Origin of the sequence: Kosakonia sp. YIM B13588 (assembly GCF_042788165.1) — a bacterium.
GTDB lineage: Bacteria > Pseudomonadota > Gammaproteobacteria > Enterobacterales > Enterobacteriaceae > Kosakonia > Kosakonia sacchari.
The window spans coordinates 479,275-501,715 of record NZ_JBHZPO010000001.1; the positions used below are offsets into that span (position 1 = coordinate 479,275).

A 22,441-nucleotide genomic window follows, 5' to 3' on the forward strand; every position below is an offset into this window, starting at 1 on the left:
ATACAGTTAATTAATCGGATAGCAACTTTTAAAAAGGATCGGTCATGCTCAAAAAATCTCACCTTGCCGCCTCTGCTTTGCTGCTGGCGCTCGGCAGTTTCCTTGCGCCTGCCCAGGCGGAAAACGCGCCTGCTGTTAATGGCGATACCGTGAAAAAAATCAAAGCGCGTGGCGAACTGGTGTGTGGCGTTCACCCTGCCCGTCACGGTTTTGCCGCGATTAACAGCAAAGGCCAGTGGGAAGGTCTTGATGTTGATTTCTGCCGTGCGCTGGCAACCGCCGTGCTGGGCGACGCCTCGAAAGTGCGATTCACACCGCTCTCAACCGCACAACGCTTTATGGCGCTGCAGTCTGGCGAAGTGGACGTGCTGTCACGCAACACCACCGCGACGCTCACCAATGACGTGGCGCTCGGCATCAGTTTTGCTCCACCTAACTTTTACACCGGCACCGGCTTTATGGTGCGCGCCAACAGCGGCGTGAAAAAACTCGAAGATCTCGATGGCGCAACCGTTTGTGTCACGCCAAGCAGTACCGAACGTAACGTCGCGCAGATTTTTGGCTCGCGCAACATTCACTACACGCCAGTGGTTATTGAAAACAACAAAGAGTATGTCGCCGCCTACCTCGCGGGGCGCTGTGATGTGATCGCCCGCGATAAAGTGGCGCTGCCCGGCATCCTGGCGTTTGATACTGACAAACCGCAGGATCATGTGATCCTGCCGGGTATGTACTCCAAAGAGCCGCTGGCGATGGCGGTGCGCAAAGGCGACAACCAGTGGTATGACATCGTGAAATGGGTGGTTTATGCCACCTTTGACGCCGAAGAGATGGATGTTAACCAGAGCAATGTCGATGAAAAACTGAAATCCACCGATCCGGATGTTCAGGGCCTGCTGGGTGTGACCGGCGGCTTCGGTCAGAAACTGGGGCTGGATGACAAATGGGTGTACAACATCGTGAAACAGGTAGGCAACTATGGCGATATTTACAACCGCCACTTTGGCCCGAAAAGCGCTGAACCGCTGGATCGCGATTTGAATAATCAGTGGAACAAAGGTGGCCTGCTTTACGGTCTGCCGATCCGTTAATCGCCGGGCCGCCTCCGTCTTGCGGGGCGGCCCTTCTCCACTCCTGCCACAGTCGTAATTTTAATGATGAAACAGTCTGACAACTCCGGTGTTCTGGCGTCGGATGCGACGCGCGAGGCCACCGCGTTTCGCCTTTTCACCTTTTTTGGCAGTCAGTCCGTGCGCAGCGCCTGTTACCAGTTGCTGCTGGCGGCGCTGCTTGCAGGGTTTAGCTACTGGCTCTACAGCAACGTGGTGGAAAACCTGCATGCGCAACGCATTTCGACCGGATTCGGTTTTCTGCACCAGCCTGCGCAGTTCGCCATCGGGGAAACATTAATTCCCTATTCCGCGAACGACACCTACACCCGCGCGCTGGTGGTGGGGTTTCTTAATACCCTCTATGTGACGCTGTGCGGCATTGTGCTGGCGACACTGCTCGGATTTTTGGTTGGTATTGGCCGGGTTTCCAAAAACTGGTTATTGATGAAAGTGTGCGTCACTTACGTGGAGCTGCTGCGTAATGTCCCGGTGATCCTGCATGTGATCTTCTGGTCAATGGTGATCCGCAACCTGCCCGCGCCGCGCCAGGCGATAGCACTGCCGGGCGGTTTTCTTACCAACCGGGGCTTAACATTCAGCGTTCCGGCGGCGCACAGCGGCTGGCAGTGGACATTGCTCGCGCTGCTGGCTGGCTGTGTGTTAAGCCTGCTGTTTTCACTGCTTGCGCGTTACTGGCGCGAGCGGCGCAGTAAAGTGCTGCCGACAGGACGCATTCGCTTCGCGCTGATTATTGCCCTGCCGCTACTGGTGTGGTGGTTGTCCGGCGCGCCGCATGCGCTGAACACGCCGGAGTTGCGCGGGTTTAACTTTCGCGGCGGGTTTACCATCAGCCCGGAATTCACCGCGTTGCTGCTGGGGATCTCGCTCTACTCTTCTGCTTATATTGCCGAAATTGTTCGCGCGGGGATTCAGTCCGTGCCAAAGGGGCAGCTTGAAGCGGCGCGCGCGCTGTCGTTTTCACCGTGGCATGTCATGCGCCATGTCGTTATTCCGCAGGCGATGCGGGTGATGGTGCCGCCGCTGGCGAGCAAGTATGTGAGCCTGGCGAAAAACAGTTCGATAGCCGTGGTGATTGGCTACCCGGAACTGGCGAATATCAGTAACACCATGATGAGCCAGACCGGCCAGGCGCTGGAGGCTATTGCCATTATGATGGTGGTGTATCTGGTTATTAGCGGCACCACCTCGCTGTTGATGAACCTGTTTAACCGCTACGTCGCCATTAAAGAGCGCTAAGGAACCGTTATGCAAAACTCTGTGGTTTTCTGGCTGCGACAGCATTTATTCAGCAGCGTTGCGCAAAGCGTGTTGACGCTGTTGCTGTTAGCGCTGCTGGCGCTCGTGGGGTCAACACTGCTGCGCTGGGGCGTGATAGACGCAGTCGGCTTCAGCGGTACGGCTGAGCAATGCCGGGCGGCGACAGGTGCTTGCTGGGCGGTGATCGGCGAGAAGTATCGTCCGATCCTGTTCGGGCTCTATCCGTATGATGAGCAGTGGCGTGCCGCCCTGGCGGTGCTGGTGTGGTTTGTCACCGTCGGGCTTTCGTTGTCGCCGATGTGCTGGCACTCGCGTCTGTTGTGGCCGCTGTGGATAGTCTCGCTGGTTGTCATGTCGGTGCTGATGAGCGGCGGCCTGTTCGGGCTGCCGGCGGTCTCGTCTGCGGACTGGGGCGGTCTGCCGCTGACGCTGCTGCTCTTTTCCGGGACGGTGATTATTGGCATGCCGGTGTCGGTGGTGCTGGCGCTGGGCCGCCGTTCCCCGCTGCCGTTTTTGCGTGGTTTGTCGGTAGTGTTTATTGAAGGGTTACGCGGCGTACCGTTGATCACGATTTTGTTTGTCGCCGTGAACGTCTTTCCGCTGTTTTTACCGGCCGGGATGGAGGTGAACAAGCTACTGCGGGTGATTATTGGCATCGCCCTGTTCTTTGCCTGCTATCAGGCTGAAGTGATCCGCGGCGGTTTGCAGGCTGTGCCACGCGGCCAGTATGAAGCGGCGGCGGTGCTGAATCTGGGATACTGGCACACCACCACCAAAATTGTGTTGCCGCAGGCGCTGCGCATCTGCCTGCCGGCGGTGACCAACCATATTATTGCGGCGATGAAGAACTCGTCATTCGTGATCATTATCGGCCTGTTCGATGTCCTGACCGCCTCCACCGCAGTGATGCAGGACCCCGTCTGGCGACGTTACTACATCGAAACCTATGTGTTTATCGCCGGCCTGTATTTACTGTTTGGCTTTTCGCTTTCCCGTTACGCGGTGTGGGTCGAAGGACGCATCGATGAACGCCGCAACCCTGAAGGAGTTTCCTGATGCACACCACACCCCCCGCGAACGACGCAATCATTCAAATGACCTCCGTCAGCAAATGGTACGGGAAATTTCAGGTGCTGGATGATGTCTCGCTCAGCGTAAAAAAAGGTGAACGCGTGGTGATTTGCGGCCCATCTGGTTCCGGCAAATCGACACTTATCCGCTGCATTAACCGGCTGGAAGAGCATCAGAAAGGCCAGATTCTGGTGAACGGTATAGAAATGAATGATAACGTGCGCAACATTAGCCGCATTCGTTTGAGCATCGGGATGCTGTTTCAGCAGTTTAATCTGTTCCCGCATTTAAGCGTGCTGGATAACCTGATTATTGGCCCAACGCTGGTGCGCAAGATGAGCCGCCCGCAGGCAACGGAGCTGGCGATGCACTATCTGGAAAAAGTGCAGATCGCCAACCAGGCGCATAAGTTCCCGTTGCAGCTCTCCGGCGGTCAGCAGCAGCGTGTAGCGATTGCCCGCGCGCTCTGTATGCAACCGGAGATTATGCTGTTTGACGAGCCAACCTCGGCGCTGGACCCGGAAATGATCAAAGAAGTGCTGGATGTGATGCTGGATCTGGCGGACAGCGGCATGACAATGATTGTGGTCACGCACGAAATGGGCTTTGCCCGTACCGTGGCGGATAACGTGATTTTGATGGCCGACGGTCGCATTGTTGAGTCTGCGCCGCCGGAAACGTTTTTCACCCAGCCTGCGCATCCGCGTACCCGCCAGTTCCTCGATCAAATCCTCAGCCATTAATCATAATGCGGCGGGTTTCCGCCGCACTTCCGCCCGCAATAGATATTCTCCAGCATCGCTAATAGCCATAAATAAAATAATGGTATTGTCCTTTTCTTATACTCTGGACTTTATCCAAAAGTAAAAATGTTAGCCTGCGATGTTAATGTTTCTATTTTTGATCGTCTATTTATTCGCCTTTGCTGCATCACCGGCTATTAATTTGACTTAAGAATGTACTTATGGCTGGTTTGTTTTTTTGTCGTCATTTTTCTTTCGCAAAATCATAACAATATTTATAAATTGAGTCGTAAGTATGACTAAAAAAATATTTAACGCAGCTACTTTCCGTTGCCGATAACTTTGTGGAGAATGCACGGGTAATAACAAAAACTCACTGGCCGGTAAATTATAAAAAAGCCTATTACCGCGTCAGCAATTTATTGAACGCGGTACATTACGGGGTTTTTCATGAAGCGTAACACTCCTGTTACACAGAAAGAGTATTTGCTTAACGATGGGGCGACGCTGTTGTCGACCACAAATACGCACAGCCATATTACTTATGCCAATACGGCATTTATTGACGCCAGCGGATTTACCGAAGACCAGTTGATGGGCGAAGCGCACAATATTATTCGCCACCCGGATATGCCACCCGCCGCGTTTGGTGATATGTGGTTTACCATCCAGCAAGGTGACAGCTGGACCGGGATGGTGAAAAACCGCCGTCAGAACGGCGATCACTACTGGGTGCGCGCTAACGTAACGCCCGTTTATCAGCAAGGCGAATTGACCGGTTATATCTCAGTGCGGAATATTCCACAACGCGAAGAAATTGACGCCAGCGCCGCGCTTTATGATCGCGTGAATGAAAACAAATTTCGCGGCTTCCGTTTTTATAAAGGTTTAGTGGTTCGTCGTGGTTTATTTTCTTTCCTTTCAATTTTCCAGCGGATTAGTGTTTCAAAACGTATTAACCTGGGCGCTATTATTACCGCTGCTCTGTTAGTGGTATTGCAATTCTTGCCATTTAATGCTGCTGAAAAAGCCGGTGTAACAGTTATTGCACTGGGATTGCTTTCTGCTTTTTTACAGAGCCAAATATCAAGACCATTAAAAATAGTTCTGTCCCAAATGCAAAAAGTGGTCTCCGGGCGAAAAGCCGACTATCGCCATTTTAACCGCGTGGATGAAATCGGTTTGCTGATGCGTCTGGTAAATCAGTCCGGGTTAAATCTTAACTCGCTGGTTGGCGATGTTTCCGCGCAAATAAAAGGGATTCGCGTCATTAGCGGGCGCATCTCCAGCGAGGGCGACTCTCTGCGCCAACGTACGGAAGAGACCTCCGGCGATCTGCATCAGACCGCGGCGGCAGTTGAAGAGATTGCCAGCGCAGTCAGGCAAACAGCGGAAACCGCAACAGACGCGATGACACGTGCGGATGAGACCAGCGCTAGCGCGATGGAAAGCGGCGATGTGATGAAAAAGACCATTGCCATGATGCAGTCTGTTTCGGCGGACAATAATAAAATCGTCGACATTATTGGCGTCATCGACAGTATCGCTTTTCAGACCAATATTCTGGCGCTGAACGCGGCGGTAGAAGCGGCGCGTGCCGGTGAATCCGGGCGCGGGTTTGCGGTGGTTGCAGCGGAAGTGCGTAACCTTGCGCAACACTCCGCCTCAGCCGCGCGTGAAATTCAGACACTTATCGAACACAACGTGGCGAACGTGAAAAGCGGTGTTGAGATGGTCGAGAACACCGAAACGCACCTGACGGCGATGATCGACAGCGTGATCAATATGTCGGCGATGATCAAAGAGATCGGTATCGCCACCCACGAACAAACGCAGGCGCTGGAGTTGATTAACCAGTCCGTTTCGCGTATCGGCACCATGACGCACAACAACACCGGCATGGTGGAGCATGTCACCAGCGCGGCGGAAGATCTCTCTGAACGCGCTGCCCGCCTGCATCGCGCGGTGCATGTTTTCGGCGGTAGCTGATAGCCCCGAACACCATGCTATAGTGCTGCTCCCCGGTCGCGGAAAACAGGACATAGCATGGTGTTTCTCAGAGCAGTGCTGATCTTCATCCTTTCGACAGCAGCCCATGGCGCCGATCGCCTTTCTCCTCCCGCCGGGTTTATGCAACCGCCGGAACACAAAACAGCAAAAGCGGTTAACTGCCCCACTGCACCCGCTCCTTTTACTGGCGTGCTGGATTTTCAAAGCAAGTATGAAGGCTCCGACAGCGCGCGCGCCACGCTCAACCCTGAAGCCGACGCCGCTTTTCGCCAGCAAACAAAACCAATTACCGATATGGAACGCTTTGTCAGCCGCCAGGTTACCGTCTGGGCGCAAAACGGGAACCCGTCGAATGTCGCCTGCTTGGTCAACGCCCTGGCGGGCTGGGCCAGCGCGGGTGCGTTAACGGGTGATGCGAAGAACCATACCGGCAGATCCATGCGTAAATGGGCGCTGGCTACCTTTTCTTCTGCCTGGCTGCAGTTGCAATATTCGCCTTTGCATCCGCTGCGCGCTTATCCGGATCAGCAGGCAAATATTGAGCGCTGGCTCAGTACACTTGGCGATTTAACCGTTAACGAATGGCATGATTTACCGTTGAATAAAGTCAATAACCACAGCTACTGGGCAGCCTGGGCCATTATGGCAACCGCGGTCGTCACGCAGCGGCGCGATCTCTTTACCGACGCGCTGGATATTTACCACACGGCGATGCAGCAAATTGATCAAGCAGGTTTTTTACCCAACGAACTGCGTCGTCGTCAGCGTGCGTTCTCTTACCACAATTACGCTATCCAGCCGCTGGTGATGATTGCGCTGTTTGCCCGTGCGAACGGCGTGGATCCAAAGGCAGAAAATCACGACGCGCTGCGGCGTCTGGGGGAACAAGTAATTGGCGGATTAACCGATGCGCAGCCGTTTGCGCAAAAAACGGGCGTTACGCAGGATGTGTCGTTTTTACAGCACCCGACCAATCTGGCCTGGCTTGAAGGCTGGTGCCAGCTTTATAGATGTGATGATGCGCTGCGCCAGCGTATAGCGCCCCTGCGCCCGCTGCAAAACACCCGTCTGGGCGGTGATCTCAGCCATCTGATGACCGCCACCGCCCGACAGGAATAAATGAAGTTAACCGGCGTTTCCGGCTATCGCCAGATAGTCCGTATAGAGCTGTGGCGCACCGGAAAACGACGCGAGCGTGCGCCACTCGTCATACATGCGTTCCGTATCCTGATGTGCGGCGACAAAGGCCAGTGATTTTTCCGTGGAGACGTCCAGCCCCGGATGAAAGGCGTTCAGCGACGCCAGACTTTCGATTTCCAGCATCACCGCGTACTGATCGAGACGATTACCGCCCCGACCTTTCAGCATGTGGAATTTCCAGCCGGGGTAATCTTCGACGCGGTGGATATTATCGGTAATGAATTTTTCGAAGGTTTGCGGCAGTACGCCCGCGCGCAGTGCGAGATTGTGGAAACCGACAACGCGCGCCACCGTTTCTTTTGCCTGGTAGTTTGGCCCTTCCGGCAGGGAGCTGTTTGTATTTTCCGCCACCAGGGAATAGGTGGTGAAAATGGTCGGCAGTTCGGCGAACGTCGCGAAGGTTTTCCATTCAGCAATCAGTGCCAGCGCCTGCGGGTGTTGCTGCCAGAAACGTTGCGCTTCAGCGGTTTGTTCGCCACTGGCTGTCACAAAGCGGGCGTACTGCTGCGCATCCGGCGCTTCGTACAGCATCAGATACTCGTTTTCACGCTCGCCGCGTAAACCTTTCAGCAACGTCCAGCGCCAGCCCGGATACGCCGGGATCTGCGCACCGCGCTCGCGGGCGAATTGTTCAAAATCTCCCGCCGTTACCCCTTTTTTCAGGTTGAGACCAATGTAGTGCACGCTAAAAACTGCATGAGATGGGTTATTCATAAAGACTCCTTTCTTCGTACCGTTGAGATAACACGGACACGTCCGTGAATTAATGGATGATTTTGCGCGCCAGCAAGCTAACCAGCAGCAGGAGCACAATGCCGGCGCTGAACACCGTGCTCAGGCTGAAGTGTTGGGCTATGGAGCCAATCAGCGCCGGGCCGCTCAACAACCCCGCATAGCCGAATAACGTGACGGCGGGAAGCGCGAAGTGCGACGGCACGCCGGGCTGATTCCCCGCGCCAGAGAAAAGCACTGGCACAATGTTCGCCAGCCCCGCGCCAACCAGCGCAAATCCGGCAAGGGAAAGCATGGCGCTATGCAGTGATACCATCACCAGCAGCCCCGCCGCGGCACACACTCCACCAAAGAGCAGCACGCGCACGTCGCCATACGTGTTGATAACGCGATCGCCGTATATCCGCCCCAGCGCGACGGTAATGGAGAAGAGCGTAAAACCCAGGCCCGCCTGCTGCGCGGGCATCTGCCGTTCGCTATGCAGGAAAACGGCGGACCAGTCCAGCATCGCGCCTTCGATCAGAAAGATAAAAAAACAGACGATGGCGATGAAAAGCACCTGCGGATGCGCCAGCGTTCGCAGCAGGCTCCCCTTCGCGCCGGTTTGTGGCGGGCGTCTGGCTAATAAATGGCTGGATGAAGCCAGCGCGATAGCCAGAATCAGCAGCGCAATCAGTAAAATGGCGTGTCGCGGTGCCACACCTGTCCACAACAACAGGCTGACGCTTCCGGCACCCGCGATGCAGCCCAGACTATAAAAGCTATGAAACCCGGCCATTCTTGCCTGCCCGGATTCACGCTCAACCACCACCGCCTGGCTGTTCATCGACACATCGAGCAGGCCATTTGCCGCGCCGAAAACGAGCAGAACCCCGCCCATCACGACGGGGGAATCGATAAACAACATGAAGGACAGATCGAGACACAACACCAGGGCGCAGCAGAGGATCACGGCCCGACAGCCAAAGCGGCTGATTAAACTGCCGCTGAACGGCATCGCCAGCATTGAGCCCGCGGCAATGCAAAACAGCAGCAAACCCAGCGCGCCATCATCAATGTGCAGCGTGGCTTTCACCAGCGGGATCAGCGGTGCCCACGCCGAGACCGCCAGACCAGCGATAAAAAATATCGCCCGCGTCGCATGCTGTGCGCCGCTATTTGTTGCCGGGTAAAGATTGGTCATTGGCTACACTCCCTGCTCATCCCCACAATTCTGGCTTTCGGCCACGGCCAGATAATCGGTGTAGATCTGCGGCGAGCCCGAAAAAGACGCGAGCTGTTTCCACTCCTCATACATCTGCTTGGTGTCCCGATGCGCTTTAGCGAAAACAGCCGCCTGATCGGTGGCGATATCCGGTTCTGGATAGAAAACATCGAGCGCCGCAAGGCTCGCTATCTCCATCATCACCACATATTGATCCAGCCGGTTGCCGCGCTCGCCTTTCAGTAAACGGAATTTCCAGTCCGGGTAATCTTCAATGCGTTGATAATTTTCAGCGATAAAGGTCTCGAAGGTCGCGGCCTCAACATCAGCGCGTAGCGCCAGGTTATGGATGCCAATCACCCTGGCCTCCGGCTCCTCGCCCGGCCGCTCGCGATAGCGAGGCCCATCCAGCACGGTGCTTTTTTTGTTCTCCGCCAGCAGCCGATAATCGGTGTAGATCGTCGGTAACGCGCTGAATGTTCCCAGTTGTTGCCATTCGCGCAGCAGTTGCTGTGCGTGCGGGCGGTCGCGCCAGAACTGGCGCGCCAGCTCGGTGAGATTGCCGTCTGCGCACAGGTAACGATCGCGCATGTCGGCGTTTTTGATTTCATACAGCATCAGAAATTGCCCGGCGCGTTCTCCCCGCAGGCCGCGCAGTAACGTCCAGCGCCAGCCGGGATAACAGGGGATCTGGCACCCTTTCTCGCGAACAAACTGCTCAAATTGCGCATTGGTGACACCGGCTTCGGTGTCAATGGCGATGTAATACAGGCTAAAAACCGGTGCGGATGCGTCAGTGTGTTTCATGTGCAAGCTCCATGGTGAATTGGGTATTAATGATTGCTTCCACTAACGTGACACCGTTTGGCGTGAGCGTGACGTCATCGCCAGTCACGGTGATGAGCGCTTTTTGCCTTAACGTCTCTAACGCACGGTGGATAACCGGGTTGTTGAAAAAACTGCGGCCGCCGAAGCGCTGGCGGAATTCGCTATCGTTGACCGGACGCAGCGTGGAAAGCGCCATTTTGAAAGCATTAACTTCGCGCTGGCGCGGTGAAAAACCCTGCTGCGATTCAATCGGTAAGCGCCCTTCTTCCAGCGCCTGGGAGTAGCGTTTGTAATCCGTAATGTTGATAGCCTCCGACTGCGTACATTTCGAACTGCCGCCAAGGCCAATCGCCACTTCCGGATACTGTTTATCAAGGTCAGTAATCAGTCCTTTCCATTTCTCCGCAGGTTGTGTGTGCCGATGGAAATACATGGTGGGATGCTCAATGTAATCATCGGTGAAGTAGCGCTCGATCAGTTCACGCATCTGGTACTGCTTACCCAGCCCCGGAAAGACGCTGTTGGCCCCTTTTTTCTGCCATAAGCTCTGGCGCTGCCCCGATACCCCGGTGCGCTGCTTCATAAATTCCGCCATATGCAGCTTCGTGCAGACGACATGAGAAAGCGCCAGTTTGCGGCACTTCTCCATATCAAATTTCACATCATCGACGCTTTGCCCAGGCAGACCGTAGATCAGATCCACGCTTATCCAGTCGAAACCAACTTCGCGGGCGTTGGCTATCGTCTCTTCACAGGTTTCCGCGCTATGTTTACGTCCGCAGGCCTCGATAAGCTGGTTATTGAACGACTGGACGCCAAAACTGATTTTGCTGAAACCCATCGTTTTGAGCAGTTGCAGATAGGATTTTGTCAGCGTTGCCGGTTCCCCTTCAAAACGCAGCGTGGCGGCAGAAAAATTGAAGTTTTGCTGGTAAAACGCAATCAGACGGCGGAGTTCCGCTTCCGGCAGCAACGACGGTGTGCCGCCGAAAACGTTAAATTCGCCCACTTCTGCTTGAGCCAGCGCGGGCACGTTTTGCAACCACAATTTCGCTTCCTGAATGTTCTGATCCACGACCCGGTGAAAAACGGCCCGCGAGGGGGCGCTCTGCGGGTTAATGATAATGGTTGGGAACTGGCAGAAATGGCAGCGGTAGCGGCACGTGGGAATCGACGCCCAGAGATGGATCTGTGCTGCCTGTTTGATGTCGTGTTCCATCTCGCGGAAAAAGGCGTCCTGCGGGTAGTCTTTGATGTCGCCCGGAAATACGTGGCAGCCAAAAGGATCCCGGTAGACATACTCCAGCAAGGTGTGATTTTCCGGCGCCGCCAGAAAATCGTACACGCGCGGCATCGGGTAGTGCGGGTCGAGATCGTTCAACGAATCCAGAAGCGTGCTGTTCATCAGAAGACTCCCCCGTTGGCAAAGTAGTTATGCGCCATGCCGGACTCGCGATCCTCACAGAAATACCAGACGAAACGCTGGAAATCGTGTTGCTGAACCTCGTCAAAACAGGCTGGCAGCGGCGGTGGAAAACCAATTTCTTCGCCCATTGCGCGACGCATGGCGCTGAAAATCTCGTCGCGAAACTCGAAATAGAGCCGGTAAGCGGGCGTTTTATAAGCATGGATAGGAGTGAAATCGATAATGCGCGTTTCGTGTTTAATGGCCTCAATGCGCCGGAACAGACGGTCGGCCACCACCGGACCGAAGAAGTCACGCACGGCATCGCTATCCAACAGCAGATGCGGGTTGAGGAGCACCGGCAGCACAATATTTTTCGGCACGTAATCTTTGATGGAGTAGTGCCAGGCCTGTAATGACTGTTCTGGTGTCGTGTCGCTCAGCGAGGTTTGCTGCCCCCCTTCAGGGCGGACATCTTTCATGATGATGATGCCATCTTGCCCGTAGGCGACACCGGTTATCACTTCCTGCAGAATGGTGTCTACGCGGCGGCTGTTGATTTCAACGTGGGAATCACGCGCGTAGACGGGTTTTCCGCCTGCGGCGATGACGCGAATACCGAAATCCCAGTCATCCGAAAGATGCTCGACAAACCGGCCGTTATTGAGCTGGTAAAAGATCTCTATGCCGCCGACGTTGTCGTACATTGTACGTTCAACCGCAAAGCCTTTGCCATCCGGGAAGCCGCCAAACAGCGAGAATGAGACATCGCGGCAGCGCAGCGTTTTCTGGATCTCGGCAAACAGATTCGGGCGCAGCCGGAAGTCGTTTTCGTTGTAGTAGTAATTACAGGTGCCTAAGTCCCCTTCTTCCTCGATCATTTTTTCAATCAGCGTATGCAGCCACCAGCTGTCCACGGTGCAGTCCGCATCGGCCGAAACGATATAGTGCTTTCGGTCTGTGCCAAGGCGTTTATCGCGCGCTTTTGAACGCAGCGACGCGTAGTCCATTCCGCATTTTCGCGCGGAGGAGACACCCTGCGTGGTTTCCTTGATGATATGAATATCCATTGCCGGATTGAGTCGATGGAAATCATGTATTTGCGCCACTGAATCATCGGTGGAGTTATTATCCACCACGATTAACTCCCAATTATCCTGTGTCAGCATGTTATTACGCGTTCTTTGATTAAGTAACGACACAAGCACAGAATTAATTCTGTCGCTTTCGTTATAAACGGGCAAAACAATCGAAACATAAACATTGTTACGCATATATACTCTCCCTGAGTAATAATTAAGACTCAACGCTCTTACTATTAAGCACTTTCTTACCAATAAGAAAGTTTTGATAAGCCATTTCTGACATTAACGGTTTGTTGGTGATGAGTTTATAAACGTTAAGAATAAATTCACCGTCCGGTAAATCATCTTTCTCGGCTGAGATATCCATAATTGGCGCAAAGAATCCATATTGCCCATAGACCTCGTCATAATATTCGTAACGTGTCGAAATGTAACAGCGCCGATGACTAATCGCTTCACCAATAGGATTTCCATAACTGTCATAATCCCACGACGTCAGAAAAGAGACGATGTCACACGAGTAATACAAATCTTCAATTGTATAGGTGTTCATGCCCGGTGGCATATAACCGTGCTGCAACCAGCCAATAAAATGTATAAACGGTTCAGTCTGTAATTTTCTGGATAAATCAATCAGGGATTGATAACACTCTGGTGCCTCATGGGGATCGCCTGCGACGACCAGAAATACGCGCTGCTCAAGTCCGTGTTGTTGAAAGAGTTGGTTAAGCCTTGAAACCAGGTAAATATCACGGTCAAGCCGTTTTTGCGGGATAAGACGTGTGGTTCGGGCAATCAATATATCATTACAGTCAATACCAAGACTGCGCCTCATGTCACTATGACTTCGCGCGTCTGTAAAGTTATAAGCATTCTTTTTAACTTTAATTTCAACGGCATAATTGCACCACTCTTCAAGTTTTTCTTTCAAATCCTCATTAAGCGTAAAGTACGTGATATAGCGAGAATTGATGGGTTTGATGGCATAAGGGTATGGATAAGCACCATACTTCATCACCGTTTTTTCGCTATTCCACATTAAATCATGGTCACGCCAGGTAACGAACTGCTCTAAATAATAGCGTTTACCATATGCGTCAATCGCAATATATAGAGCTTTTGTATAGATAATATTTTCCGGAAGCGTTCCGTTTTCGACGAAAACAGTACCGATATTGAGTTGCTCCCATTGCCGTACGATTTTTTTTGCCAGTTGGTACGCTGTTTTATCAATAACAGAAAGGATTCTTTCACGCTCCGTTGATGAAACGGATATTTTCTGGCTAATCAATACATTATGCGAGTACTCGATAAAATGGGTGTTGTAATCAGGCAAACTGGTAATGTCATTTATTCGTACAAGTGTAAAGCCACCTTTATATATAGCATTCTCCCATTCATATGGTTTATTGAATCTACCCTTATCTATCTTGATGTCGTAACCCAGATCAAGATAAGGCTTAATTCCCTTGTGTACTAACTCTTGTGCCGTTTTAAATGCTTCAACAGTGATACCTGAAAAAGCAACAGCATCAAAAGATATAAAAATAGCTCCATTTCGAACGTCCATGGAATTACCTCTTTCTCATTGCGAAGATATTTTTTAATTATTCCATTGGCGTTAAGAAAAGCATATTACAGCCTGGGATTAAAGGGGTGGGTATCGCAATATTGAAGATAATGTTGTTTTTTTTACTTTTCGTCACACAAAAAAGCGAAATGATGTTTCATCCTTAATATATCACTTTAATTGTTGTAACCATTAAGTAACTACGCGAAGGCGCTTAAGCTCAAGAATATTCTACTTTAATTGAGGTTGTTCGGAGTATTTACTCGTAAACCCTATGGTGTGCAGGAATTAAATCTGTTAGCGATGCTTTCGTTATTTATTGCTATAAAGCCTAAAGGTAACTTTTCTTATTGCACTTTGTGCTGGGATGTCCGAGGATAACAGTTCGGTATGTTTTTTGTACCGCGCAATGATGAGATTGAATTTCGCCCGGTCAGTCGCCGGGCTTGTCCTTGAAACATTGAACTGGATTAAGGAGTAAGCATGAAATCGAACCGTCAGGCACGTCATCTTATGGGGCTGGATTACAAAGTGTCGAACACCCGCAAAGTTGTCACGAAAGACAATCAGGAAGAGACAGTGATCGCTCACCGCTCCGGGCGTCATCGCCGCGCTGGCTGATTTTGCCCCCTCACCACCCCATCCGGGGTGGTGTTTTGCCCCCCCTCTCCTTGCTATTGCTAAAAATTCAATCAACGAATACCGCGATCGGGAAGTATTTGCTGAAGCGATGCTTTATACTTGCGCCCGCCGCAGTACCCGCCCGTGACGCACCCCCACGGGAGAAAGTTGAACAAGGAGCTGTAAGATGAATGCAAAGCATAATAAAAACCGATCGTTATATATCCCTTACGCTGGACCTGTGTTGCTGGAATTTCCGTTGCTGAACAAAGGCAGTGCCTTCAGCATGGAAGAACGCAGCAACTTCAACCTGCTTGGCCTGCTGCCAGAAGTGGTTGAAACCATTGAAGAACAAGCCGAACGCGCCTGGTTGCAGTATCAGGGCTTTAAAACCGACATCGATAAGCACATCTATCTGCGCAATATTCAGGATACCAATGAAACCCTCTTCTATCGGCTGGTAGAAAACCATCTCGAAGAGATGATGCCGGTGATCTACACCCCCACCGTTGGCTGGGCGTGTGAGCGTTTCTCTGATATTTACCGCCGCGCCCGCGGAGTGTTTATCTCCTGGCAGAACCGCGCCAGCATGGACGACATCCTGCAAAACGTGCCTAACCACAACATCAAAGTGATCGTGGTGACCGACGGGGAACGTATCCTCGGGCTTGGCGACCAGGGCATCGGCGGCATGGGCATTCCCATTGGTAAGCTGTCGCTTTACACCTCTTGCGGCGGCATCAGCCCGGCTTACACCCTGCCCGTGGTACTGGATGTTGGCACCAACAACCAGCAGTTGATTAACGATCCGCTCTATATGGGCTCGCGTCACCCGCGTATCACCGGCGACGAGTATTACGCTTTTGTGGATGAATTTATCCAGGCGGTGAAACAACGCTGGCCGGACGCGCTGTTGCAATTCGAAGACTTCGCGCAGAAAAATGCCATGCCGTTGCTGAACCGTTATCGCGATGAAATCTGCTGCTTTAACGATGACATCCAGGGCACGGCGGCAGTGACCGTCGGTACGCTGATCGCCGCCAGCCGCGCGGCGGGCAGCCAGCTCAGCCAGCAGAAAATCGTCTTCCTTGGCGCGGGTTCTGCCGGGTGCGGTATTGCCGAACAGATCATTGCCCAGACTCAGCGCGAAGGATTGAGCGAAGCGGACGCCCGTCAGAAAGTCTACATGGTTGACCGTTTCGGTCTGCTGACCGACGAAATGCCGAATTTGCTCCCGTTCCAGAGCAAGCTGGTGCAAAAACGCGAAAACCTGCAAAACTGGGACACCGGCACGCAGAACGAAGCCCTTTCCCTGCTGGATGTGGTGCGTAATGTGAAGCCGGATATTCTGATCGGCGTCTCCGGCCAGACCGGGCTGTTCACGGAAGAGATCATCCGCGAAATGCACAAACACTGCCCGCGCCCGATAATCATGCCGCTGTCGAACCCGACCTCGCGCGTGGAAGCAACGCCGCAGGATATTATCAGCTGGACGGATGGGATGGCGCTGGTTGCCACCGGCAGCCCGTTCTCACCAGTGCAGTGGAAAGACAAAACCTACCCGATTGCCCAGTGCAACAACGCGTACATTTTCCCGGGCATTGGCCTCGGCGTTATCTCCAGTGGCGCATCGCGCATTACGGATGAAATGCTGATGGCGGCAAGCGAAACGCTGGCGGAATACTCCCCGCTGCTGCTGAACGGCGAAGGATTGGTACTGCCGGAGCTGAAAGACATTCAGCAAGTTTCGCGCGCCATCGCGTTTGCCGTTGGCAAAATGGCGCAACAACAAGGCCTGGCGGCAAAAACCTCGGCCGAAGCGCTGAAGCAATCCATTGATGAGAACTTCTGGGAGCCGAAGTACCGCAGCTACCGCCGTACTTCTATTTAATCTCCGCACCCGGCGCCGCTGTGCGCCGGGTTTTTCCTTGCTGGTAAAACATTCATTTCCCCGCTAAACTCCTTTTCACCCATTAACTTACTGAATATAAAAAAGGAGGCTACTTATGCTGTATTGTGAATTGTTTGACTATTCACATGCCTTTGGCGATCGCGCCAGCTCAAGCGTTATCGGTATCGTGCTGCGATAACTTCTGCTTGAGCGAAGACAACAATCCCTTCCCTTGGGCTTACCAGGTTATCGTCAGCGATGTTTGACGAGGCACGCTCGTGCCTGTAACTCTTGAGTAAGCAATGAGCACATTATTATCTGCACAATCAATCCGTGTTGAAACGGCGTTTGGTCCGTTATTCTCCGATCTCTCCTTCACCCTGAAAAAAGGCGATCGCCTTGGGCTTATTGGCGACAATGGCTGCGGCAAAAGTACGCTGCTAAAAGTGCTGGACGGTTCGCTGTCCCCGCTTTCCGGCAATGTGACGGTGGCGAACCAGTGCCTGCTGGCGCGCGTCGAGCAGCATCTGCCCGATGCTCTGTTATCGATGACGCTGCTTGATGCGGTACTGGCGCAGATCCCGTCGACGGAGCGCGACATCCAGCGCTGGCGCGGCGAAGCATTATTGGCCAGCATGGGGCTGAGTCCGCAGGAAATCACCCTAACGGCCGCCACGCTGAGCGGCGGGCAACATACCCGCTTGTTGCTGGCGCGGGCGCTGATCCGCGAACCGGATCTGCTGCTCCTGGATGAGCCCGGTAACCACCTCGATCTGCCCACGTTACTGTGGCTGGAACAGTTTCTGCGAAGCTGGTCCGGCAGTTTCGTGATGGTGTCACACGACGCGGCGTTACTGGATGCGGTGACCAATGGCAGCTGGATCCTGCGTGATCATACGCTGCACTACTTCGCACTCCCCTGTAGCGCGGCGCGTCAGGCACTGGAAGCGCGCGATGAGAGCGATGCCCTGCGTCACAAAGCGGAGCAAAAGGAGATAGACCGCGTTACCGCCAGCGCCAAACGGCTGGCCACCTGGGGGCGCGTCTATGACAACGAAGATCTGGCGCGCAAAGCGAAACAGATGGAGCGCCAGGTCGAGCGCCTGAAAGAGAGCCAGACTGAGCTAACCGAGGGCAGTCAGTGGCGGCTGGCGTTGCATGGCGAGGAGCTCAGGGCTGACCGTCTGCTGGAGATGGAACAGCTCGCTGTTCCGCCTGCGCCAGGATTACCCGACTTGTTTCAGGTGCCCATCGCGCGGCTGAAAAGCGGCGATCGGGTCGCCATTGTTGGGCGTAACGGCTGCGGGAAATCCTCGCTGCTGCGTCTTATCTGGCGGGCTTACCTGCAGGAAAGCACATCGGGGTTGCGTTTGCATCCCCGGCTGAACGCGGGTTACTACGACCAGACGCTGCATCAGTTACCAGATGACGCTACGCTGTTTGACGCGTTAGAGCCGTTTGCTCCCACGCCGCAGGATCGCAAAATGGCGCTCATCAGCGCCGGTTTTGCCTGGGCGCGCCACGGGCAACGCGTAGCGACACTGAGCGGTGGTGAGCGTTCCAGGTTGCTGTTTGTCGGTCTGTCGCTGGCGCGCTTTAACCTGCTGATGCTGGATGAGCCAACCAACCATCTGGATATGGCAGGCAAAGAGGCGCTGGCGCAAACACTTGAACAGTTCAGCGGCGGCGTATTGCTGGTCAGCCACGACAGAGCGCTTATCAGCAGTAGCTGTAACCGTTTCTGGCTGGTGGAAAGCGGTGAACTGAGCGAATGGCATGATGCTGAAGCAGTGTTTGAACGTCTGCGCGAAAGTGTCCGTCACGAACAGGCTGCGCCGGAGGCGCTTAGCGTCGCCGCTGAGCCAGAGGATATTGATGCCCTTCTGGAGCGGTTAATTAAGCTTGAAACCCAACTGGCAGAAGACCTGGCGCGTAAAGTGAAGCACCAGAAACCGCAGCTTCAGGCGCAGTGGCGCGAGGAGATTGCCCGCCTTCAACAGAGGTTGTAGTACCCCAGCACACAGGCGCCGCAAGGCGCCTGTTTTTTACTACTGTGAGTTTTTCGCTTTCCAGGTATCCAATGCCTGTTTGATCCCCGGGTCTGAGGTTCAGAGGAAAGACAATTTATCTTAAGCCAATATAAGCAAAAAGCTCCTTTTGCTTATGAGAACTTCAGCTGTTTATATGGCTCTGCACTGGGCTTATGACGAATTTCAGTTACCGTCAGTTATTTGATTTTTCCGGCAGACCCATTTCGACCGTTTCAAGAGATTTAAGCATGTAGGGGGTGAAATCGACTTCTTTCCCGTCGACGACGTTGATCATTGAGCCTGAACCACAAAAAGACGCATATCCTTGATTTTGTATCAAACAGAATGACAATTTTTCCCTCATCCCTTTCTGTTTTTCCCGCAGGGGAATATTGCGGTTTATTACCGCATAACCTCGGGCATTGACGGACTGGATATTATACAGCTCAAGAGGTTGCAACTCGCTCAGGCTTTTGATGCCATAAACTTCCAGAGAACGCTTTGTGCTTTCCCTGCTCAAGGTATACTTTTTCTTTTTCCACTGTCCTGTTTTTTTATCAAAGTAGACCCTTTCAGGCAGGACTTGTCCCGGCCCGTATCCATTGCTAATGACATCAACAGAGAACAGACAAAGCCATGACTCTGATGGTGGATATCTTTTATGCTCAGGCGGGTAGAACAATTTTAATGAAATAATTTTGCAGTCAACTGCATCTGCCAGGTAGTTACCTCGGTGTAATGTTAGCTGGTCGAAAGACAGCTCGCTGAATCTGTCTGGAGTGGTAATCATCGGCATTATTTTTCCGGAGGTAAAAAACGGGATAGCCACTAACAGTAATAATTTCTTCATCAGCCTCTCCTTAGCTGGTCTGATTCGGGTTTTTCGTTGACCGGATTGTTATTACTGTCCGGGAATTTCTGCTCGGTAAGGACGGCTATTGCGCTAGCGTAGACGCTGCAGCGGATATCAAAACCATTCAGCTCCTGATAGTGTTCGTTATCGATCACAGCAAACAGGTGCCGCAAGGCGCCTGTTTTTTACTACTTGTATGTTAAGCCAATATACGCAAAAAGCTCCTTTTGCTTATGAGAACTTCAGCTGTTTATATGGCTCTGCACTGGGCTTATGACGAATTTCAGTTACCGTCAGTTATTTGATTTTTCCGGCAGACCCATTTCGACCGTTTCAAGAGATTTAAGCATGTAGGGGGTGAAATCGATTTCCTTTCCATTTTCTTCATCAATGATTGATCCTGAGCCACAGAATGCTGAATAGCTCTGGTTTTGTATCAGGCAGAACGAGAGATTTTTTTTCACCCCTTTCTGTTTTTCCCACAGGGGAATATTGCTGTCGATAACAGCATAGCCACGACCATTAACTGACTTAATATTATACAGTTCCAGAGGCTGCAACTCGCTCAGGCTTTTGATGCCATAAACGTCCAGAGAACGCCGGGTTTCCTCTCTGTTCCGGTTATATTTTTTCTTTTTCCACAGATCCGTTTTTTTATCAAAATAGACCTTTTCAGCAAGCGATCTTCCTGGGCCATATCCGTCTTTGATGACATCAACAGGGAACAGGCAAAGCCAGGATGCTGGTGGCGGGTATTTATTATGCTCTGCTGGGTGGAATAATTTTAATGAAACAATTCCGCAGTCAGCCGTATTCGCCAGATAGTTGCCTCTGTGTAATGTTAGCTGGTCGTAAGACAACTCACTGAAGCTGACTGGAGTGGTTATCTCCGGCATTATTTTTCCGGAGGAAAAAAACGGGATTGCCATCAGCAGTAATAATTTATTCATCAGCCTCTCCTTAGCTGGTCTGATTCGGGGTTTTCGTTGACCGGGTTGTTATGGCTGTCCGGAAATTTCTGCTCGGTGAGGACAGCTATCGCGCTGCCGTAGACGCAGCAGCGGGTATCAAAACCATTCAGCTCCTGATATTCAGTGTTGCTGACCTGGTTTGGCAGGTTAACGGCGGCGCTGGCCCGCCAGAAGGCTGGGCTGCGATAGTAAATCTTTATTCCGCTCCGCTGGGGAGTAACGCTGCACCGCTCCAGTACATGTTCGGCATCTGCGTACGGGGCCATATCCCTTGCCACCCAGTAAAACCCGGCGCTGCTGGCCGCCTCATGGAGGTCGCTACTGACGTTATCCCGCCACCGGATAATGTTCTCAGGTACGTGGTTTTCGGTGTCAGACAGGTGATTGTCGATATAACGAATGTTTCTGTGTGAATACAGGCGATTATATTCATCGTTTAGCGTGTTTTTAATATTTGCAGGGCAGACCCTTCCTCTGAAGCTGAAATACTCAAAGTAATTCACTGGGCTGGTAAGCTGTAACAGACCGCGCCCGTACCACGGGTAATACCAGATGTTGTAGCGGCGAATGACCTGATGTGTGCGCGGGTCTGTTTCCATATAGCGGTACCCTTCCTCCATCGTCCCGAGCCAGCCAGTTTCCTGAATGCCGTTCCCCAGGAAGCAGGCGATACGCAACGGGGTGGTGATCAGATGTTTCTGCATTGTCCTGTTCATGTGCGTACGGATGTTGTCCGCGACGCTGCCGGCGCCGTCCCGGTAGGTGTTGATGGCCTCCCAGCGGTAATCATTCCGCCCGGCCGTTCTTAATGCGTTCCGGGGAACAAGCTGCTTCAGCTCTGATTTGCTGAGCCAGCAGCACTTACGGAAATGGGTGATGAAGGCCACCGGATGGAAATGCCACAGTCTGCCAGTGCCGGGTTCACCCGAGTCAAAACACAGCGCGGATGCATGACTTTTCAGCCGTTCATAGTCTTCCTCAGATATGGCCGGGACATCGTCGGTACCGGTTCTGAGCCAGGCATAGCGCTGGTCAAAGGTGGCGGCATTCCATTCGAGCGGAAAATGACAGATCAGATAGCTGTTCAGATCGCTGAGGCGCCCGCTTTCCTGCAATCCGGCGATAAGGGGGGAATGACACTGGCTGTTATTGTCCGTGTCATCGTCCACCATCCGCCAGCCCGTCCAGTGCGGGAAGTCGGCATCGCTGAATTTTTTGATATCAGAAGACGCCAGATTGACCATACCCGTTCCGCCGGGGAAGCTGACGGTACGCCACAGCGGGGCATCAGCAGGTGTCAGAGTTTCATATTCTGCGCTGATGACCCGGCCGAAGCGGAGCAGTTCGAACCCGGCAGACGGGTTCTGCGGGTACAGACGGCAGGCTGTCCGGTACAGATTGTATTCATATTTCAGCGATGTCCCGGCAATGGAATTGTCTGCCGGACTGGCATCAGTATTGGTCAGCGGCTCCCCCACCGTGTCGAAAAGTGCCTCTCTGGTGGCGTTCTGCCTGCGGGTGAGCATCGTACAGTCGCCTTTGTCGAAGGTCATACTGACAAACAGCGGTTCGGTACTGGTATGAACGGCATTCAGGCGGTTCGTGTCCGGTGAGGCAGCGTCAGGTACTGATTCGTAAAAGTGTGTACCGGGAGGAAGATAAAAATGGATATCGCCGTAAACCGTGTCCGTCCGGCCGTCCCGGGTGATATCGAGTTCGGGTGTTGTGCGTCCGGTCAGCTTCAGCATGTTTTCGTTGTCACAGAACACCTGAAAATGAAAGGCACTGGTTTCGCTAACCATACCACTCTGCCCGATGCGGTCCTTGCTCCGTCCCT

General features: G+C 52.9%; 18 protein-coding genes. 9 read left to right on the forward strand and 9 right to left on the reverse strand.

The window, feature by feature from the left end; genetic code table 11:
* The first annotated feature begins 44 nt into the window (after positions 1 to 44).
* From ACFX4U_RS02290 to ACFX4U_RS02315, 6 genes are all read left to right on the forward strand, one after another.
* Positions 45 to 1,091, forward strand: a complete 1,047-nt coding sequence (locus ACFX4U_RS02290; protein ID WP_313506922.1) for an amino acid ABC transporter substrate-binding protein — start codon at positions 45 to 47, stop codon at positions 1,089 to 1,091.
* Between the two features lie 63 nt (positions 1,092 to 1,154).
* Positions 1,155 to 2,369 carry an ABC transporter permease subunit gene (locus tag ACFX4U_RS02295; protein WP_313506921.1) on the forward strand — a complete coding sequence of 405 codons (1,215 nt, stop codon included), beginning with the start codon at positions 1,155 to 1,157 and terminating at the stop codon, positions 2,367 to 2,369.
* A 9-nt stretch (positions 2,370 to 2,378) separates the two neighbouring features.
* Positions 2,379 to 3,446 (forward strand): amino acid ABC transporter permease, encoded by a 1,068-nt coding sequence (locus tag ACFX4U_RS02300; RefSeq protein WP_313506920.1) that lies wholly within the window; start codon positions 2,379 to 2,381, stop codon positions 3,444 to 3,446.
* Positions 3,446 to 4,204 (forward strand): amino acid ABC transporter ATP-binding protein, encoded by a 759-nt coding sequence (locus ACFX4U_RS02305; RefSeq protein WP_305736068.1) that lies wholly within the window; start codon positions 3,446 to 3,448, stop codon positions 4,202 to 4,204. Before ACFX4U_RS02300 ends, ACFX4U_RS02305 begins: the two co-directional genes overlap by 1 nt.
* 450 nt (positions 4,205 to 4,654) lie before the next feature.
* Positions 4,655 to 6,193, forward strand: a complete 1,539-nt coding sequence (locus tag ACFX4U_RS02310) for a PAS domain-containing methyl-accepting chemotaxis protein (RefSeq protein ID WP_313506919.1) — start codon at positions 4,655 to 4,657, stop codon at positions 6,191 to 6,193.
* Positions 6,194 to 6,250: 57 nt separating this feature from the next.
* Positions 6,251 to 7,333: a mannuronate-specific alginate lyase gene (locus ACFX4U_RS02315; RefSeq protein WP_313506918.1), complete on the forward strand. Its 1,083-nt coding sequence runs from the start codon at positions 6,251 to 6,253 to the stop codon at positions 7,331 to 7,333.
* Positions 7,334 to 7,339: 6 nt separating this feature from the next.
* On the opposite strand, the gene ACFX4U_RS02320 is transcribed toward ACFX4U_RS02315, so the two are convergent.
* The 6 genes from ACFX4U_RS02320 to ACFX4U_RS02345 are packed head-to-tail and all read right to left on the reverse strand — an operon-like array spanning position 7,340 to position 14,238.
* On the reverse strand, positions 7,340 to 8,128 hold the full coding sequence (locus tag ACFX4U_RS02320) for a hypothetical protein (protein ID WP_313506917.1): 789 nt from the start codon (positions 8,126 to 8,128) through the stop codon (positions 7,340 to 7,342).
* Positions 8,129 to 8,177: 49 nt separating this feature from the next.
* Positions 8,178 to 9,329, reverse strand: coding sequence for an MFS transporter (locus tag ACFX4U_RS02325; protein ID WP_349350572.1), 1,152 nt, complete (start codon positions 9,327 to 9,329; stop codon positions 8,178 to 8,180).
* Positions 9,330 to 9,332: 3 nt separating this feature from the next.
* Positions 9,333 to 10,157: a hypothetical protein gene (locus tag ACFX4U_RS02330; protein WP_313506916.1), complete on the reverse strand. Its 825-nt coding sequence runs from the start codon at positions 10,155 to 10,157 to the stop codon at positions 9,333 to 9,335.
* Positions 10,144 to 11,583, reverse strand: a complete 1,440-nt coding sequence (locus ACFX4U_RS02335) for a radical SAM protein (RefSeq protein ID WP_313506915.1) — start codon at positions 11,581 to 11,583, stop codon at positions 10,144 to 10,146. Before ACFX4U_RS02335 ends, ACFX4U_RS02330 begins: the two co-directional genes overlap by 14 nt.
* Positions 11,583 to 12,857, reverse strand: coding sequence for a glycosyltransferase family 2 protein (locus ACFX4U_RS02340; RefSeq protein WP_305736061.1), 1,275 nt, complete (start codon positions 12,855 to 12,857; stop codon positions 11,583 to 11,585). The genes ACFX4U_RS02335 and ACFX4U_RS02340 overlap by 1 nt, the downstream gene beginning before the upstream one ends.
* Positions 12,858 to 12,879: 22 nt before the next feature.
* Positions 12,880 to 14,238 carry a glycosyl transferase family 2 gene (locus ACFX4U_RS02345; protein ID WP_313506913.1) on the reverse strand — a complete coding sequence of 453 codons (1,359 nt, stop codon included), beginning with the start codon at positions 14,236 to 14,238 and terminating at the stop codon, positions 12,880 to 12,882.
* 483 nt (positions 14,239 to 14,721) lie between these two features.
* Between ACFX4U_RS02345 and sra the strand changes: the two genes are divergently transcribed.
* The 3 genes from sra (at position 14,722) to ACFX4U_RS02360 (ending at position 18,759) form a co-directional block, all read left to right on the forward strand.
* Positions 14,722 to 14,859 carry a stationary-phase-induced ribosome-associated protein gene (gene sra, locus ACFX4U_RS02350; protein WP_017456816.1) on the forward strand — a complete coding sequence of 46 codons (138 nt, stop codon included), beginning with the start codon at positions 14,722 to 14,724 and terminating at the stop codon, positions 14,857 to 14,859.
* Positions 14,860 to 15,046: 187 nt separating this feature from the next.
* The gene (locus ACFX4U_RS02355) at positions 15,047 to 16,750 is read left to right on the forward strand and encodes an NAD-dependent malic enzyme (RefSeq protein ID WP_313506910.1); all 1,704 of its coding nucleotides are present in this window, start codon (positions 15,047 to 15,049) and stop codon (positions 16,748 to 16,750) included.
* A gap of 302 nt (positions 16,751 to 17,052) precedes the next feature.
* On the forward strand, positions 17,053 to 18,759 hold the full coding sequence (locus ACFX4U_RS02360; protein ID WP_313508940.1) for an ABC-F family ATP-binding cassette domain-containing protein: 1,707 nt from the start codon (positions 17,053 to 17,055) through the stop codon (positions 18,757 to 18,759).
* 214 nt (positions 18,760 to 18,973) lie between these two features.
* Here the strand turns inward: ACFX4U_RS02360 and ACFX4U_RS02365 are convergent, their stop codons facing one another.
* The 3 genes from ACFX4U_RS02365 to ACFX4U_RS02375 form a co-directional block, all read right to left on the reverse strand.
* A complete protein-coding gene (locus ACFX4U_RS02365; RefSeq protein WP_313508938.1) occupies positions 18,974 to 19,630 on the reverse strand; it encodes a hypothetical protein in 657 nt (218 codons plus the stop codon).
* 296 nt (positions 19,631 to 19,926) lie between these two features.
* Positions 19,927 to 20,583: a hypothetical protein gene (locus ACFX4U_RS02370; protein ID WP_380217579.1), complete on the reverse strand. Its 657-nt coding sequence runs from the start codon at positions 20,581 to 20,583 to the stop codon at positions 19,927 to 19,929.
* The gene (locus ACFX4U_RS02375) at positions 20,583 to 22,406 is read right to left on the reverse strand and encodes a M23 family peptidase (RefSeq protein WP_313508932.1); all 1,824 of its coding nucleotides are present in this window, start codon (positions 22,404 to 22,406) and stop codon (positions 20,583 to 20,585) included. Before ACFX4U_RS02375 ends, ACFX4U_RS02370 begins: the two co-directional genes overlap by 1 nt.
* Positions 22,407 to 22,441 lie beyond the last annotated feature (35 nt).